Source organism: Sutcliffiella horikoshii (assembly GCF_019931755.1).
Lineage (GTDB): Bacteria > Bacillota > Bacilli > Bacillales > Bacillaceae_I > Sutcliffiella_A > Sutcliffiella_A horikoshii_E.
Genome location: NZ_CP082918.1, coordinates 2,973,914 through 2,989,830 on the forward strand (window position 1 = coordinate 2,973,914; position 15,917 = coordinate 2,989,830).

Annotated in this window: 15 protein-coding genes, 1 other RNA gene and 1 other annotated feature; of the genes, 4 read left to right on the forward strand and 12 right to left on the reverse strand. The window is 42.6% G+C overall.

Going from position 1 to position 15,917, the window contains the following annotated elements:
- Positions 1 to 38: 38 nt before the first annotated feature.
- Complete coding sequence (locus tag K7887_RS15360) at positions 39 to 665, forward strand: hypothetical protein (RefSeq protein ID WP_223490331.1); 627 nt, start codon at positions 39 to 41, stop codon at positions 663 to 665.
- Positions 666 to 750: 85 nt separating this feature from the next.
- Here K7887_RS15360 and recD2 read toward each other — a convergent pair whose 3' ends face one another.
- From recD2 to K7887_RS15390, 6 genes are all read right to left on the reverse strand, one after another.
- On the reverse strand, positions 751 to 3,153 hold the full coding sequence (gene recD2, locus K7887_RS15365) for an SF1B family DNA helicase RecD2 (protein WP_223490333.1): 2,403 nt from the start codon (positions 3,151 to 3,153) through the stop codon (positions 751 to 753).
- Between the two features lie 18 nt (positions 3,154 to 3,171).
- The gene (locus K7887_RS15370; protein ID WP_223490335.1) at positions 3,172 to 3,828 is read right to left on the reverse strand and encodes a tetratricopeptide repeat protein; all 657 of its coding nucleotides are present in this window, start codon (positions 3,826 to 3,828) and stop codon (positions 3,172 to 3,174) included.
- Positions 3,829 to 3,915: 87 nt separating this feature from the next.
- On the reverse strand, positions 3,916 to 5,031 hold the full coding sequence (mnmA, locus tag K7887_RS15375; RefSeq protein ID WP_223490337.1) for a tRNA 2-thiouridine(34) synthase MnmA: 1,116 nt from the start codon (positions 5,029 to 5,031) through the stop codon (positions 3,916 to 3,918).
- Between the two features lie 238 nt (positions 5,032 to 5,269).
- A complete protein-coding gene (locus K7887_RS15380) occupies positions 5,270 to 6,421 on the reverse strand; it encodes a cysteine desulfurase family protein (RefSeq protein WP_223490339.1) in 1,152 nt (383 codons plus the stop codon).
- A gap of 47 nt (positions 6,422 to 6,468) precedes the next feature.
- Entirely contained in the window at positions 6,469 to 6,885 is a 417-nt protein-coding gene (gene cymR, locus K7887_RS15385; protein ID WP_088018959.1) for a cysteine metabolism transcriptional regulator CymR, read from the reverse strand.
- A gap of 32 nt (positions 6,886 to 6,917) precedes the next feature.
- Positions 6,918 to 7,592 carry a YczE/YyaS/YitT family protein gene (locus K7887_RS15390; RefSeq protein ID WP_223490341.1) on the reverse strand — a complete coding sequence of 225 codons (675 nt, stop codon included), beginning with the start codon at positions 7,590 to 7,592 and terminating at the stop codon, positions 6,918 to 6,920.
- 172 nt (positions 7,593 to 7,764) lie between these two features.
- Between K7887_RS15390 and K7887_RS15395 the strand changes: the two genes are divergently transcribed.
- The gene (locus tag K7887_RS15395; protein WP_223490343.1) at positions 7,765 to 9,036 is read left to right on the forward strand and encodes a replication-associated recombination protein A; all 1,272 of its coding nucleotides are present in this window, start codon (positions 7,765 to 7,767) and stop codon (positions 9,034 to 9,036) included.
- A 17-nt stretch (positions 9,037 to 9,053) separates the two neighbouring features.
- Here the strand turns inward: K7887_RS15395 and K7887_RS15400 are convergent, their stop codons facing one another.
- Positions 9,054 to 9,395 (reverse strand): VOC family protein, encoded by a 342-nt coding sequence (locus tag K7887_RS15400; RefSeq protein ID WP_223490345.1) that lies wholly within the window; start codon positions 9,393 to 9,395, stop codon positions 9,054 to 9,056.
- A gap of 147 nt (positions 9,396 to 9,542) precedes the next feature.
- Here K7887_RS15400 and K7887_RS15405 point away from each other — a divergent pair, with 147 nt between their 5' ends.
- The gene (locus K7887_RS15405; RefSeq protein WP_223490347.1) at positions 9,543 to 10,235 is read left to right on the forward strand and encodes an RsfA family transcriptional regulator; all 693 of its coding nucleotides are present in this window, start codon (positions 9,543 to 9,545) and stop codon (positions 10,233 to 10,235) included.
- 49 nt (positions 10,236 to 10,284) lie between these two features.
- On the opposite strand, the gene K7887_RS15410 is transcribed toward K7887_RS15405, so the two are convergent.
- A complete protein-coding gene (locus K7887_RS15410; protein ID WP_060665145.1) occupies positions 10,285 to 11,052 on the reverse strand; it encodes a tRNA threonylcarbamoyladenosine dehydratase in 768 nt (255 codons plus the stop codon).
- Between the two features lie 200 nt (positions 11,053 to 11,252).
- Between K7887_RS15410 and K7887_RS15415 the strand changes: the two genes are divergently transcribed.
- Positions 11,253 to 11,708 carry a sunset domain-containing protein gene (locus K7887_RS15415; RefSeq protein ID WP_223490349.1) on the forward strand — a complete coding sequence of 152 codons (456 nt, stop codon included), beginning with the start codon at positions 11,253 to 11,255 and terminating at the stop codon, positions 11,706 to 11,708.
- A gap of 118 nt (positions 11,709 to 11,826) precedes the next feature.
- Here the strand turns inward: K7887_RS15415 and ssrS are convergent.
- The 4 genes from ssrS to K7887_RS15435 form a co-directional block, all read right to left on the reverse strand.
- Positions 11,827 to 12,016, reverse strand: a non-coding RNA gene (gene ssrS / locus K7887_RS15420) — 6S RNA.
- Positions 12,017 to 12,080: 64 nt separating this feature from the next.
- Positions 12,081 to 13,853 carry an aspartate--tRNA ligase gene (gene aspS, locus K7887_RS15425; RefSeq protein WP_223493672.1) on the reverse strand — a complete coding sequence of 591 codons (1,773 nt, stop codon included), beginning with the start codon at positions 13,851 to 13,853 and terminating at the stop codon, positions 12,081 to 12,083.
- A 3-nt stretch (positions 13,854 to 13,856) separates the two neighbouring features.
- The gene (gene hisS, locus K7887_RS15430; protein ID WP_223490350.1) at positions 13,857 to 15,137 is read right to left on the reverse strand and encodes a histidine--tRNA ligase; all 1,281 of its coding nucleotides are present in this window, start codon (positions 15,135 to 15,137) and stop codon (positions 13,857 to 13,859) included.
- A 145-nt stretch (positions 15,138 to 15,282) separates the two neighbouring features.
- Positions 15,283 to 15,556: a binding site (T-box leader), on the reverse strand.
- Between the two features lie 81 nt (positions 15,557 to 15,637).
- Positions 15,638 to 15,814 carry a hypothetical protein gene (locus K7887_RS15435; protein ID WP_010196002.1) on the reverse strand — a complete coding sequence of 59 codons (177 nt, stop codon included), beginning with the start codon at positions 15,812 to 15,814 and terminating at the stop codon, positions 15,638 to 15,640.
- Positions 15,815 to 15,917 lie beyond the last annotated feature (103 nt).

The window sequence follows — 15,917 nt, forward strand, 5'->3', positions numbered from 1 at the left end:
TAGTATGTATAGAATTCAATGGAAGGAGGTGAAAATATATGTCTAAATATTATTATTACTACAAAAGTGAACACAAAATGGCTATTGAAGAAGATGCAGCAGAATTTGACTATAAGAAGCATGATAAGAAGGACCATTGTGAGAAACATGATAAGAAGGACCATTGTGAGAAACATGATAAGAAGAATCATTGTGACAAGCATGATAAAAAAGACCACAAGAAGGAAAGTTCAAAATTAGTGGAATTTGCTTATCAAACATTCGATCCCATTACACCACTAGTATTACCTCTAAACTTCCCGCTAAGCACGCAACCACAAGCAATTGCTACAGTCACTCTAACGGATGTCGAAAAAGGGAATGTCGTATGGCTAAATGGACTTTACCATGTGAACAACAACTCGCCGGAATTCGCAGATGTAATTACAAGAATTTATCGTGGCAACATCTCTCCAGGAAATCTCATTTATCAAAGTATTGTAGAAATTGATGCAGAAGGAAACGATGATGCAACAGAATCTGTTTCTCAGTTCGTGGATGTAATCCCTGCTGATGCAAAGAATGTGACCTATTATCTGACAGCCCAAAAAGGTCAGTTTGCCGAAGACTTAAATGTGTTTGCTTACGGCCCTATCACTTTCACTGCTGCAGAAATCAAACAGTAAGAATAACTTGTAAAATCCAAAGAAGCTTGCCCATTGGTGGACAAGCTTCTTTCCTATTGATATTTATCCTATTGATCATAGGAACTTATTCTTCATCCATAAAATCATATGGACTGACATTCTCCATGCCGATGTTAGCGTCTTTCCAAAAAGGAACTTCTTGAAGTACAGGATCAATGACTTCCTCGTCTGGTAAAGTTCCGGACTCTTTTGTTTGAAGCCTTTCTTTCAAGGATGTTTGCCTTGCCATCTCATCCGCGCGTTGCACGCCAAGCTTTAATGCTTCTTCTTCGCCGCAAAGAATTAAAAATCTCTTCGCTCTTGTAACAGCTGTGTAAAGTAGATTTCGTCGTAACATCCTGTAATAGCTCTTTACTACAGGCAATACCACAATCGGAAACTCACTTCCTTGAGACTTATGTATAGAACAACAATATGCATGGGTTATCTGCCCGAGATCTTGCTTCGTATAAGTAACTTCATTGCCATCAAAGGATACGATGACCATGTCCTGTTTTTCGGTATTTTCTTTCGCATAAAAGATGGAAACCACTTCACCTATGTCACCGTTGAACACATGACTTTCCGGTTGATTGACAAGCTGCAGCACTTTATCTCCGGTCCTGTATACAACATTGCCGAAGCTTAATTCACGCCGCTGGTCACTTTTAGGATTGAAAAGCTCCTGAAGCATTTCATTAAGTTTATCTATTCCCGCTGTCCCTCTGTACATTGGTGCAAGCACCTGGATATCGCGGGCAGTATAGCCCTTGCTTTGCGCGTTGGCACATACTTTTTTTACTACATCCAATATTTGCGACTGTCCGCATTTGATAAAAGAACGGTCCTTCTGTCCGGATGATATGTCTGCTGGCACTGTACCATCCTTCATATCGTGGGCCAACTCAATGATGGATGAACCATCTGCCTGTCTGTAGATATCAGTCAATTGAACGGTAGGAATGACTTTGGATGCGAGTAAGTCCTTTAACACTTGGCCTGGACCAACGGAAGGAAGCTGATCTTCATCCCCCACTAATACGACTTGTATATCCTCAGGAAGAGATTTAAACAGTTGATTGGCAAGCCAAATATCCACCATTGACACTTCATCCACAATCAAAAGCTTACCTGAGATGGGGTTTTCTTCGTCATGTTGAAACCCTTCCGAACCATTCCAACCGAGTAGCCTATGAATAGTAAGAGAAGGAAGGCCAGTCGCCTCGCTCATGCGTTTGGCAGCACGGCCTGTTGGGGCGACAAGCATAATCGGAAAAGGATCATCTTTGCTGTAATCATTAGGTTCCAATGAACAACCATGAAGGTCTGCGTACAGTTCAACGATTCCTTTAATAACGGTCGTTTTACCTGTCCCTGGCCCACCTGTCAAAAGAAGCATGGGAGTCATTAATGCTTGCTGTATGGCTTCTTTTTGCGAAGGAGCATATTGAACCTTCAATCTGTCTTCTAATTCACCTAAGGCAAGAAGGAATTCTGACTCAGGAAACTGGTCGGCATATTGAGTTTGCTCCAGCACCCTTTTGATATTGGTTACCACACCTTGCTCTGAAAAATAGAGACTAGGTAAATAGACTTTCCCTTCTTCCGCTTTAACCTTTCCTTCTTCAGTCAATTGCATAATTTCCCGAGAAATGTCAGACTCTGCAACAAGGCCATGCTGCTTTTCGTTTAATAGTCTGACGACCGCTTCAGTAAGCTGGTCTTCAACCACGTAACAGTGACCCTCCTGCATGGAATGCTGTTCTAGCATATACAGGCAGCCTGCCCTAATGCGGTCTGGATGATTTCCGGATATCCCGAAGTGATTTCCAAGTTCATCTGCTCTGGCAAAGCCAATACCCTCTACTGTTTCCACAAGTTCGTACGGGTTCTTTTGGAGCGTTTCAATCGTTTGATCTTTATAGGCCTGATAAATTTTCATGGACAATTGCGGACCAAAACCAAACTGCGACAAGGCAATCATTACTTGTTCCAACCCTTGATGTTCCATCAACGTGTCATATAACGATTTCGCTTTATCACCGGCAAGCTTTGGGATGGAATCCAACACAGAAGGATTCTCAAGTATTTTGGAAATGGCATTTTCACCAAGTGCATCTGCAATTTTTTCAGCCGTTTTTCTTCCGATTCCTGAAAACAAATCGCTTGATAGATATTGGACAATACCGTGTCGTGTTTGTGGAATGTCCTTACGAAAGTGCTCAACATGAAATTGAAGCCCAAAACGAGGATGTTCCTTCATCTGTCCAAAAAATATGTATGTCTCGTCTTCATGAATGCGAGGGAAATAACCAGTAACGACCGCTTCTTTTTCATCATACGCAACATTCGTCTCCGTCACTCGGATCCGCACCACTGAATACATATTGGATTCATTATGGAAGATGGTGACAAGATGCGATCCTTTAATAAACTTTTCATTTTCCTCGAACAAATCGAGTGAGGATTGCTGCTTTTGGTCCTTCATGGGATTTCCCTCCGTTCCCTAGTTTTCTTCTGTGAGAATTTTTCTCGCATGGGCCGCTAGCATATGATCTGCTTGAACGTCCAATGCTTTATCCAGATTCTCCAACGCTTTTTCCCTGTTTTCTTGGTAGGCATATGCAACTCCTAAGTTATAAAAAGCATCTGCGTGCATAAGATCTGCTTCTACCACCTTTTCAAACTCCGTTGTCGCTTCTTTAATGAGCCCTTGTCCTGCTAAACACAACCCATACTGGAATCTTGCTTCTGCATCTTCAGGCTTTAGTTCGACTGCACGTTGAAAATAAGGAAGGGCAAGCTTTGGCTGTTCAAATTGTAATAAAGTCATTCCTAACATGAAGAAGATATCACTGTCATTAACACCCTTCTTCATCGCAAGTTCAAACTGATCTTTTGCTTCATTCCATTTTTCAAGCTGATAATAGACATTTCCAAGGCCATAATGAGCAGTTCCGATGGTGTCGTCTTTTTCTAACGCACGTTCAAAAAACTTCATTGCTTTTTCCAGCTCACCAACAGCACTAAGTACGTTTCCAAAGTTCACATATGCTACTGCATTTTCAGGATTCTCTTCAATTTCTTTTGAAAAAGCTGCAAGCGCCTCTTCGTATTTTCCTTCTTGAAGGTATTGAATACCTAACGCATTATTGTCTTTCATCTATACGTACACCTCATCCATTTTTTAAGTCTTTTTAGTATATCATAGAGAAAACCTCCATTCCTTATGGAATCGAGGTTTTCACTTTTATCCTACATACCAAAGTTTTTCGTTATTCTTGAACACATGATCAATCGTTCCCCCGCCAAGACACTCGTCACCATTATAAAAAACCACGGCTTGTCCAGGAGTGATTGCTCGTACTGGCTCATCAAAGATAACCTTCACTTTGTTATCTTCCATATGCTGTATCGTCACCTTGTTATCTGCTTGACGATAACGGAATTTAGCCGTGCATTCTGTACCATCGGCCGGCGGGTTGTCAGACACCCAACTGATATCTGTAGCAGTGATGGAATCTGAGTATAACAATTCGTTATGGAAGCTTTGTCCAACATAAAGGACGTTCTGATCCAAATCTTTTCCGATAACAAACCAGGGATCCCCGCTTCCACCAATTCCAAGACCGTGACGCTGTCCGATCGTATAATACATCAATCCATCGTGCTTCCCTTTCACTTCTCCATCCATGGTCAACATGTTTCCAGGTTGAGCTGGAAGGTAACCGCTCAGGAACTCTTTAAAATTGCGTTCGCCGATAAAGCAGATACCCGTACTGTCTTTTTTCGTTGCTGTAGCAAGACCAGCACGTTTGGCAATTTCACGCACTTCTGATTTTTCGATATTACCGATTGGGAACATTACTTTTGAAAGTTGTTCTTGACCCAGTTGATTCAAGAAATAGGTTTGATCTTTGTTGTCATCAAGGCCTCGGAGCATTTTGTATTCTCCGTCGCGGAACTCCACTTGTGCATAGTGGCCTGTTGCCAAATAGTCTGCTCCAAGGTCCAATGCATGCTCAAGGAAAGCTTTGAATTTGATTTCTTTATTACACATAACATCAGGATTTGGTGTGCGTCCTGCTTTGTACTCATCTAAGAAATATTGGAACACTTTGTCCCAGTATTGTTTTTCAAAATTTACCGCGTAATAAGGGATTCCAATTTGGTTGCAGACACGGATTACGTCGTTGTAGTCCTCTGTTGCCGTACATACACCATTTTCATCGGTGTCGTCCCAGTTTTTCATGAAAATACCGATTACATCGTAGCCTTGTTCTTTTAGGAGAAGGGCTGCTACGGATGAATCTACTCCACCAGACATTCCTATTACTACACGGGTATCTTTTGGTGCTTTTGTCATCTTGATCACCCCGTATTTAATTAATTTATTTATTCCGTTTACCTCTGTAGATTTCCGTTCCAGGTGTTCGCTTTCCTAGGGACGGTGCTTGAGCCTCCTCGGCTGCGCCTGCGGGGTCTCAACCTACCGTTATCTCCCTCAGGACAAGGAACGCTTCGGCAGCGACTCATCGCACGAAGAAAATGCGCTAGCATTTTCGAGGAGTCTCACACCTTGCACTTCAATCTACAGGGGGATCTTATCTACTTTTTCGTGTTAGTCTTTTTACGACTTTGGCTGTTTCTTTGGCTGCTTGTGTGATGTCTTCGATTGTGTTTCCAAGGCCAAAGCTGAATCGGATGGAGGAAGCGATTTTGTCTGAGTCTTTTCCGAACATGGCGACCAGGACATGGGACGGGTCGATGGATCCTGCTGTGCATGCCGATCCGCTGGACACCGCGATACCTGCCAAATCCATGTTGACCAATAAGGACTCTACATTCGTCCCTGGAAAATAAACATTCAGGACATGCGGCAATATTTCTTCTGAACCGCTGTTAACCTGAAACGAGACATCTTCTTCGTGCCAAACTTGAAGCATCGTTTCTTTAAAGCTCTTATACAATGCCACTTTTTCTTTTGCTTGTTCCATGCTTAATTCAATTGCTGTTTTCAACCCGACGATCCCAGCGACATTCTCTGTACCTGCACGGCGTTTCCGTTCTTGTTCGCCGCCATAGGTTAAGGTAGAGAAGGTTGCTCCAGCTCTTGCATATAAGAAGCCAACTCCCTTAGGACCATTGATTTTATGGGAAGACATAGAGAGAAAATCAATGCCTTGTTCCTCCACATTGATTGGAAGAACCCCAAAAGCTTGTACAGCATCAGTATGAAAATAAGCTGGATGTTCTTTAACGATTTCTCCGATTTCCTTGATAGGCTGAATCGTTCCTACCTCATTATTTCCATACATGATGGTGACAAGAATGGTTTGGTCGGTAAGTGCATCCTTTAAATCATCTAGATTGATCTGGCCGTGCTCATCCACAGGCAAATATGTTACTTCGAAGCCTTCTTTTTCAAGTTGTTCACATGTATGAAGGACAGCATGATGCTCAATTTGTGTTGTGATGATATTATTTCCACGAAATTTGTTGGCGCGAGCGACCCCGATAATGGCTAAGTTGTCCGCTTCTGTCCCGCCGCTTGTAAAAATGATTTCTGTTTCTTTCGCACCAATGGAAGTGGCTGCCACATGTCTGGCCTCATCCACAAGGTGCCTTGTTTTTCTTCCAAATCCATGAATACTGGAAGGATTGCCGAAATCCTCCCTCATAACAGGAAGCATACTATCGAGGACAGCTGGATGCATGGGTGAGGTTGCTGCATGATCTAAATATATCTGTTTCAATGAGGACGCCTCCTTTCCTACTTGTTAATGTTCCCCTGTTCCACCGCTTAGATGTAGAACATATATGCTTCTTGATCTCCACCTTCATAATTGGCAAGGTCATCAAGCGTTGTACTATCCAATACGTCTTTCACTGCATCACGGATTCTGATCCACAGTTCTCGTTTTGCTGGTTCCTCATCGTCGATCACTTCAACCGGGCTGATTGGTCCTTCTAGTACACGAATAATATCTCCAGCTGTAATTTTCGCCGGTTCATCTGCTAAAATATAACCACCATATGCTCCTCTTATACTTTTTACAAGTCCTGCATTACGAAGGGGTGCAATTAATTGCTCTAAATAATGCTCTGATAGGTCATGCGTTTGTGCAATCGTTTTTAACGAAAGAGGACCTTCTCCCACATTTTTTGCAAGTTCAATCATGATGGTCAATCCGTAACGTCCTTTGGTTGAAATTTTCATCTCCGAACACCTCTACTTTTTCTATTCTGTTTCTATATTTGAAAAGTTACCTTTTTTTCTTTTTTATGTTGAATTTTATCAAGTAATGAGTCCGTTGCCTTTTGACAGGCAGGCAGCGTCAGACCAACGATGCTCCCGATAGTAAGACTGAATAGTATGGTACCGATAAAGACCGGACCACCTAAAAGCCAACCTAAACATAATACTACTAATTCCATTCCTAATCTAATATATTGCACTTTCCATCCTGTCACTTCCGTCAGGGCAATCATCAGGCTGTCCCTTGGTCCCGCACCACAACGTGAGGAAATGTAGACGCCTATTCCGATCCCGATGACCATGACACCTAATAAGAGCATGATCAGCTTCCCGACAAACAGGTCAGGCGTGTGCAACTGCGGAATCATCATATACAAATCAATAAAAATCCCGACCATCAGCATATTCAAAAAAGCACCTAATGGCGGCAGCTTTTTCGTAATCATGGTAGAGATCATCAAAATAAAAAAGCCCACAATGATGGACCAAGTACCAATCGTGAGCCCGACTTGGTAGAAGAGTCCGATATGAAAGACATCCCATGGCGCACTGCCCAAGTCAGCACGTATCATTAAGACAATTCCAAAGGCCATGATCAATAACCCAATAAAATAGATGGCCCATTTTGCCAAAAACAACCTTCTTCCTATACTCCGCTCTTCTAGCATGCAGCCTCTACCCTTCTGTCTTTACTCGTTTCTGTCTCTAATTAAAATCTATCCCATTATAGCATAATTTCAAAGGTTTTACATTTTGTCTGTTTTGTTTTAATGCATGATAATAATTGTGGTACAGTGGGTATGGGACACTAGATGTCATTGTATGCAGGAAGGTGTTTAAATGAACAATAAACCACTGGCCTTTCGGATGAGGCCGCGCACCATAGATGAAATGGTAGGACAGGAGCATCTTGTAGGAGAAGGCAAAATCATTCAAAGAATGGTAAAGGCAAAACATCTCTCCTCGATGATTCTCTACGGTCCTCCTGGTATAGGAAAAACGTCCATCGCAACTGCCATTGCAGGCAGTACACAATATGCGTTCCGGACATTGAATGCTGTCGTACACAATAAAAAAGATATGGAAATAGTAGCAGAAGAAGCAAAAATGTCAGGCAAGGTCATTCTTATTTTGGATGAAGTGCATCGACTTGATAAGGCTAAACAGGACTTTCTGTTGCCTCACCTTGAAAATGGTCGAATAGTTCTGATTGGAGCTACCACAAGCAACCCTTATCATGCGATTAACCCTGCTATTCGGAGCAGATGCCAAATTTTCGAGCTTCATCCTTTGTCTGTTGCGGAAATCAAACATGTCATCATGCAAGCATTGGAAGATACGGAACGAGGTTTAGGTGAATACCAAGTGGATCTTGATGAAGATGCCTTGGAGCATTTCGCAAATGGATGCGGCGGGGATGTTCGTTCTGCGTTAAATGCATTGGAGCTTGCGGTACTTTCCACCACCCCGAATGACGAAGGAAAAATAACGATTGGTGTGGAAACTGCTGAAGAATGCCTGCAAAAGAAAAGCTTCTATCATGACAAAGACGGTGATGGTCATTATGACGTACTGTCCGCATTCCAAAAATCCATTCGCGGCAGTGACGTGGATGCAGCTCTTCATTATTTAGGACGCTTGATTGAAGCCGGCGACCTTGTGAGCATTGGAAGGCGGCTGCTTGTAATCGCTTATGAAGATATCAGCCTTGCCAATCCACAAGCCGGTGCACGCACATTATCTGCCATTGAAGCCGCGGAGAGACTTGGTTTTCCAGAGGCGAGGATTCCGCTTGCAAATGCAGTTATTGAACTTTGTCTGTCTCCTAAGTCTAACTCAGCCTATAAAGCGTTGGATGAGGCTTTGGCGGACATCAGAAAAGGACTTTTCGGCGAAGTTCCTGCCCACTTAAAGGACGCACACTATAAAGGCGCAGCATCACTTGGCCGAGGGGTTGAGTATAAATATCCGCATGACTACCCAAGCGGATGGGTAGCTCAACAATACTTACCGGACAAGCTGAAGCATAAATCCTATTACAAGCCCAAAGATACAAGCAAATTTGAAACAGCACTCGGGCAAATATATGAAAAAACGAAGAAGAAAAGATAAGGGGTGGTGTTTCCCCCTTATTTCTTTTCGATAAGACCTATGCCATTACCAGTGGGATCTACTAAATATGCTAGAAAGAAAGTCTCAAACTCCATCTTCTCCCTCACCACCATCGCTCCGCTTGCCTTTGCTTTTTCCATAGCTGTTTCGATGCAATCTACCTCAATCTGAATGCGTGTACCATGCGGAAAATCATTTGGACCTTTTGCAATCCCGCCACCAATGCTGTTCTGGCCGGTACTGACAGGCCAATAATCCCAATTTTCTTCTCCAATCTTCCAACCGAAAACATCTTGATAAAACTTTGTCGCCTCTTTCGGACTTTGGCTGCTAATCTCGAACCCTACCACTTTTCCCATTTTCATTCCTCCAGTTGTTAAAATAAGCACTATAGTGTCTTCTCTTAAACTAACGGCTTTCCTTCTTTTTTCTAGTAAACTTTCGTATATTCTTCCTCTTTTCTGGAAAAGATGATAGAAAACGACCGTTTTAAGGAGTGGATTTGAATGAAAGTTAGACAAGACGCATGGTCTCATGAAGATGATCTATTACTTGCAGAGACTGTTTTGCGATACATAAGAGATGGTGGCACCCAGCTTGCAGCTTTTGAAGAAGTCGGGGATGCGTTAAATCGCACATCAGCTGCATGTGGATTCAGGTGGAATGCAGAAGTCAGGAAAAAATATGAACCTGCCGTTGCCATAGCCAAAAAACAACGAAAAGAGAAAAAGCGTGCGCAAGAAAAGATAGCAAAAATGCAACAAAAAAGTGAGTCAGTTCCAGCCAAAAAAGCTACCAATCAACCATTGGAGATGGAATGGCTACCTGCACCAAAAGTAGCTTCTGACGAAAAAGTCAGCCTGCCATTTGAATATGATATGGAAGATGAAGAGTATGCACCGCTTCCAGTGCGAAATGCAACAGCGACTGTTGAATCTTCTATTACCCTTGACGACTGCATTCACTTTTTGCAAAACTTCCAACAGAACCAGAATTCCGATTATCGCTTGCAGTTGGAAAGTGAAAGATTACAAAAGGAAAACCAGTTACTTAAACAGAAAAACCAGGCCCTTGAAAAGCAACTTAAGAATTTAGAAGAACAACAAGTTGCCATAAACGAAGACTATGAAATGCTTGTCCAAATCATGGACCGTGCCAGAAGATTGACTGGCAGCAGCATGCAGGATGAAGTGATGTAAAACGGAAAAAGAAGGCCTCGTCCTAAGTTGACGAGGCCTTCTTTATTGATTATTGCTTTCCACCGACACGTTGAATTTTAACATCTTTCAAAATATCATTGATGACATATCCACCAAGGATAAGTCCCGCTACAGACGGCACAAATGCATTGGAGGAAGGTGGCATTTTTGCTTTGCGAATTTCTGCATTATCATTTCCGACCGTTTTACGAACATCTTCACGAATGACAATTGGGCTCTCATCAGAGAATACCACTTTAATGCCACGGTGAATCCCTTCTTTACGAAGTCGAGTTCGGATGACTTTTGCGATAGGATCTGTGTGCGTTTTGGAAATGTCCGCCATTTTGAAACGGGTTGGATCCATCTTATTTGCCGCACCCATACTGGAAACCATCGGAATCTTGCGCTTTAGACACTCTTTCATTAAATGAATTTTATAGGAAATCGTATCAGAAGCATCAATCACATAATCCAATCCATAGCTGAAGAACTCTTCGTACGTTTCTTCTGTGTAGAACATTTTAAGGGCAATTACTTCACAGTCAGGATTGATGTCCTGGATTCGCGCTTTCATCAGATCTGCTTTTGGTTGACCAACTGTGGACATAAGTGCATGAATCTGACGGTTAACATTTGTAATGTCCACATCATCTTTATCCACTAAAATAAGGCGGCCGACGCCGGAACGTGCTAAAGCTTCTGCTGAGAAAGAACCTACCCCGCCTATTCCTAATACTGCAACCGTGCTATTTTTAAGGGTTTCTAGACCTTCTTTACCTATTGCCAATTCGTTTCGTGAAAATTGGTGTAACACTGCATATCAACTCCATTTATCGCTTGTTTCATTTTTAATGTCTTTTAAAGATTGTACCCGAAATCGAATATAACATACTTTGGGTGAAAAGCAAGTAGTCGGATAGGAATTTTTCTTTTTTACGAATTGGGTTTCAATACCTTATAATGAAGGGAATAGTAACTGAATATTATTTTTTTATTGAAAGCGGGGAGTTTGTATTGAAAAATCTTTTGAAGGCCTTATCTTACTTCTTAGTTATTGGCAGTGGTTTAGTAACAATCTTTCGCTTGAACAAAACGAATAAACAGTTAATGGCACGGGAAACAACTTCGTTTCAGGTGAAACAGACACTTGAAGCGATTGCTGCGACGTTGGAGAAGACGCAAAACAATGAGCGTTCTACCTCAGCGGAAAGCAAGCAACAAACCTTGGAGCTTGCTAGAGATGAGGGTTCGAGCGTAATGACTTCCGACATGGAAGTTCAGGAGAATGATCAAGAAATTGCTGAAGAACAACAAGAAGCCCCCCCTTTGATAAAAGCGAACAAGAATGCGCGTGGCGAGTATATTTATCACGTTCCAGGTGGTGTTTTCTATAACCGGACGACTCCAGTGGAATGGTTTCATACTGAAGAAGAGGCGCAGGCAAAAGGGTATCGGAAGTCTGCGAGGTAATGATTATTTGTGCGACAACCTTCATTTTGAGTGAGGGTTGTTTTTTTGTAATGATTTTTGCATAAAAAAACCGGCATTCCGCAATAATGCGAAATACCGGTTTTTGATCCGTATGTAGGCAAGTCCCAATCGTGCCGTCGTTGATGCCTTCGTTTTGATCCCCGCTCACAGCAGGTGGGTGCTCTGTTTCATGCATGTAGTAAGTCCTCACGAGGAAGGCATGTACGCAGCAACGAAAACTCTGAGCTCCCGTATAATCTATTGTTCGGTCAAAACAATAGGTTATACGACGAACACATCAGGACTTGCGACTTCTTGAAGTAATCTTAACACACAGGGTATTTGTTTTCAACTATCACCGTATGGGAAAATCTACTCTTTTTTGACAGCTAGCGACAAATGTAACTCGTCTAATTGCCCACCTGCAACTGGACTTGGCGCTTCTGTCAGGATGCAGCTTGCGCTTGCCGTTTTAGGGAATGCGATGGTGTCACGCAAGTTCGTTCTGCCTGCCAACAGCATAACTAAACGGTCTAATCCAAGAGCAATCCCACCATGTGGAGGAGTTCCGTATTCGAATGCTTCCAGTAGGAAACCGAACTGTTCCGTTGCCTCTTCTTTACTGAAACCAAGCACTTCAAACATTTTTTCCTGGATGTCACGTTCGTAAATACGTAAAGAACCTCCGCCTAGCTCATAACCGTTCAATACTAAGTCGTATGCTTGAGCACGGACTTCTCCTGGGTTTGTTTCCAGTAATGGAAGATCTTCACGAACAGGCATCGTGAATGGATGGTGAGCAGCAAAATAGCGGCCTGCTTCTTCATCGTACTCAAGTAATGGCCAGTCCGTTACCCATAAGAAGTTGTATTTGCTTTCGTCGATTAGACCAAGTTCTTTTCCAAGTTTTAAACGAAGAGCACCTAGAGCATCTGCCACAACAGATTTTTTATCTGCCACGAATAGGATCAAGTCCCCTTCAACAGCATCTAGAGATTGGATGAAGCCTTGTTGTTCTTCTTCATTGAAGAATTTTGCGATCGGCCCTTTCAATCCTTCTGTTTCTACCTTTAACCAAGCTAATCCTTTTGCTCCGTATACAGCAACAAATTCAGTCAGGGCATCGATATCCTTACGGGAGTACTTGCTTGCCGCAACTTTTACATTGATTGCTTTTACTTGACCGCCATTGTTAACAGCTGCGCTGAATACTTTGAATCCACAGTCAGCAACTTGCTCGGACAGGTCCACAAGTTCCATTTCAAAACGAGTGTCTGGCTTGTCGGAACCGTATCTGTTCATGGCATCTTGATAAGTGATACGAGGGAACGTTTCTGGTACATCCACACTCTTTGTATTTTTCATCACCATTCTCATCATGTCTTCCATCATGCCGATAATTTCTTCTTGTGACAAAAAGGAAGTCTCGATGTCGACTTGTGTGAACTCAGGCTGTCTGTCTGCACGAAGGTCCTCGTCACGGAAGCAACGAGCGATTTGATAATAGCGCTCCACACCGGAAACCATCAACAGCTGCTTGAAGATTTGCGGAGACTGTGGCAATGCGTAAAATTCACCTGCGTGTACACGGCTTGGTACTAGATAGTCACGTGCACCTTCTGGCGTGCTTTTCGTTAAGATAGGCGTTTCCACTTCCATGAACTGTTGGTCGTTCAAAAATTCACGGATGGAACGCGTTACGTCATGACGCATCTTCAATGTGTCAAACATAACCGGACGGCGAAGGTCCAGGTAACGGTATTTCAGACGGATATCTTCATTTACTTCTGTCTTGCTGTCCAATACGAATGGTGGTGTTTTTGCCGCATTCAAGACTTCAATGGCTTCTGCCTGTACTTCGATTGCACCTGTTTTCAGGTTAGGGTTTACTGTTGCCTCATCACGGGCAACCACTTTTCCTTTAATATATAAAACGTACTCGTTACGTACACTTTCAGCTGTTTTTAAAGCTTCTGCAGAAACATCTGGATTGAAGACAATCTGCACAAGTCCTGTACGGTCACGAAGGTCTAAGAAAATAAGTCCTCCCAGGTCACGGCGCTTTTGCACCCAGCCTTTTAATTCTATTGTTTCTCCGATGGATGATTGTGGGACTTCGCCACAGTTATATGTTCTACCTTGCATCATTTACCTCTCCCCACTTTTCTTTTCTGTGATGTATGCTACTGCTTCTTCAAAAGAAACTTCCTGTTGCTCGCCTGTTTCCATTTCTTTGATGGATACAACGCCTTTATCTAACTCATCATCACCAAAAACGATGGTGTATTTTGCTTGCAGGCGGTCGGCTGCTTTGAACTGGGCTTTCATTTTTTTATCCTGATAATCTTTTTCAGCAACAATTCCAGCTTTTCTTAGATCAAAAAGTAGCTTTACTGCTGTTTCTTTCGCCTTGTCTCCAAGTGCGACCACATAGCAATCGATGGAATCTTCAAATGGAAACTTTACATTTTCTGCTTCCATAGCAGATATAAGGCGCTCAATACTTAGAGCAAATCCGATACCAGGTGTTTCCGGCCCTCCGATTTCTTGGACCAGCCCGTTGTAGCGTCCTCCACCACATAGGGTTGTGATGGCACCGAAACCTTCTGACGTGCTCATGATCTCAAATGCTGTGTGGTAATAGTAATCAAGTCCGCGCACCAAGTTCGGATCAATTTCATATTGAATGCCTAGAGCAGAAAGATAAGCTACCACTTTATCAAAATAAGCTTTGGACTCTTCATTCAAGTAATCAAGGATGGATGGCGCGGTTGCCATCAATTCGTGATCGCGATCTTTCTTGCAATCAAGGATTCTGAGAGGATTTTTCTCTAAACGTCCTTGGCAATCGCCGCAAAACTCGTTGATTCTCGGTTGGAAGTGATTGATCAACGCATCTCTGTGTGCTTGACGGCTTTCCTTATCCCCTAAGCTGTTAATGACAACTTTTAAGTTATTAAGGCCTAAGCTTTTATATAATTCCACTGCCAGAGCAATTACTTCTGCATCTATGGATGGATCATTGCTCCCAAGAGCTTCAATTCCGAACTGAACGAACTGACGGAAGCGCCCTGCCTGTGGACGTTCGTAACGGAACATTTGGCCGATATAGTAAAGCTTCGTCGGTTGCGTCGGTGAACCGAACATTTTGTTGTTCACATAAGAACGCGCTACGGAAGCAGTTCCTTCTGGACGAAGTGTAAGACTTCTGCCGCCTCGGTCTTCAAATGTGTACATCTCCTTCTGCACCACATCCGTTGTATCCCCCACACCTCTTAAAAACAACTCCGTGCTCTCAAAAATCGGCGTCCTAATCTCCTTATAATTATATAACTCACAAATCTCCTTCGCCTTCGCCTCAATATACTGCCACTTCTCCACCGTACCAGGTAAAATATCCTGCGTACCACGCGGTATCTGAATCGCCATTTACGGTTCCTCCTTATAAAGGGGTCAGACCCCTCTTTCGTTATTTAAAGTGGTAAAGAGGGGTCTGACCCTCTCTACGTTAATTCGTTAAAGTAAATCACCTTTTTTACATATAAAAAACTCCCGTCCCTTGTTTATTAACTAAACAAGGGACGGGAGTTGTATGTCCCGTGGTGCCACCCTAATTGAAGTAGTTTGAAGGCAGGTAAGCATGATGCTTTGTGCCTTTGGTTACTTCCACTCAAGCAGTTAACGCCTGCAACGTCCATCTCCTAGTAGAGCATTTTCAACATGCTGTTTCAGAGCGGATCCTACGGAGTGTTCATTCATTGAGTCATCAAGGGGAAATGCTTTCAGCCCGGGGCATTTCTTCTCTTTCCATGTGGTTCTCAACTACTGTTCTCCATCATCGGTATCTTGTATTTTAGTCCATTAACGCGACTAGTTGTTATGTAAGATACTTGCTAGTATATATACTTTCAAATCTAATTGTCAAGGCTTTATTGAATTCGATTCAATTGTTTTTTTAACGATTTTACATCACGCATCGTAATTCCGAACTCAGATGCCAGTTCCACGTAGGTGGAATCCTTCTCTTTTTCAATGAAATCATGAAAACTTACCCCAAAAACATCTCTACTTCCGTATGCACGATTATGTTTATCACTAAATTTCATCTTTTTACGCTCCTTTTTTGCTACACTAGTATCTATCCTGTCCCTTTTTTGCCTGTTTCTTTCAAAAATAGCAGGAATTTTTTTCACTTTTGTAGAAAAAGAA

Coding starts and splice junctions, on each gene's coding strand:
- K7887_RS15370 (WP_223490335.1), bottom strand. CDS start 3,828: ATGAAAGACAATAATGCGTTAGGTATTCAATACCTTCAAGAAGGAAAA.
- K7887_RS15360 (WP_223490331.1), top strand. CDS start 39: ATGTCTAAATATTATTATTACTACAAAAGTGAACACAAAATGGCTATT.
- K7887_RS15390 (WP_223490341.1), bottom strand. CDS start 7,592: ATGCTAGAAGAGCGGAGTATAGGAAGAAGGTTGTTTTTGGCAAAATGG.
- hisS (WP_223490350.1), bottom strand. CDS start 15,137: ATGGCGATTCAGATACCGCGTGGTACGCAGGATATTTTACCTGGTACG.
- mnmA (WP_223490337.1), bottom strand. CDS start 5,031: ATGACAAAAGCACCAAAAGATACCCGTGTAGTAATAGGAATGTCTGGT.
- K7887_RS15405 (WP_223490347.1), top strand. CDS start 9,543: ATGAAAGTTAGACAAGACGCATGGTCTCATGAAGATGATCTATTACTT.
- aspS (WP_223493672.1), bottom strand. CDS start 13,853: ATGCAAGGTAGAACATATAACTGTGGCGAAGTCCCACAATCATCCATC.
- cymR (WP_088018959.1), bottom strand. CDS start 6,885: ATGAAAATTTCAACCAAAGGACGTTACGGATTGACCATCATGATTGAA.
- K7887_RS15435 (WP_010196002.1), bottom strand. CDS start 15,814: ATGAAATTTAGTGATAAACATAATCGTGCATACGGAAGTAGAGATGTT.
- recD2 (WP_223490333.1), bottom strand. CDS start 3,153: ATGAAGGACCAAAAGCAGCAATCCTCACTCGATTTGTTCGAGGAAAAT.
- K7887_RS15395 (WP_223490343.1), top strand. CDS start 7,765: ATGAACAATAAACCACTGGCCTTTCGGATGAGGCCGCGCACCATAGAT.
- K7887_RS15400 (WP_223490345.1), bottom strand. CDS start 9,395: ATGGGAAAAGTGGTAGGGTTCGAGATTAGCAGCCAAAGTCCGAAAGAG.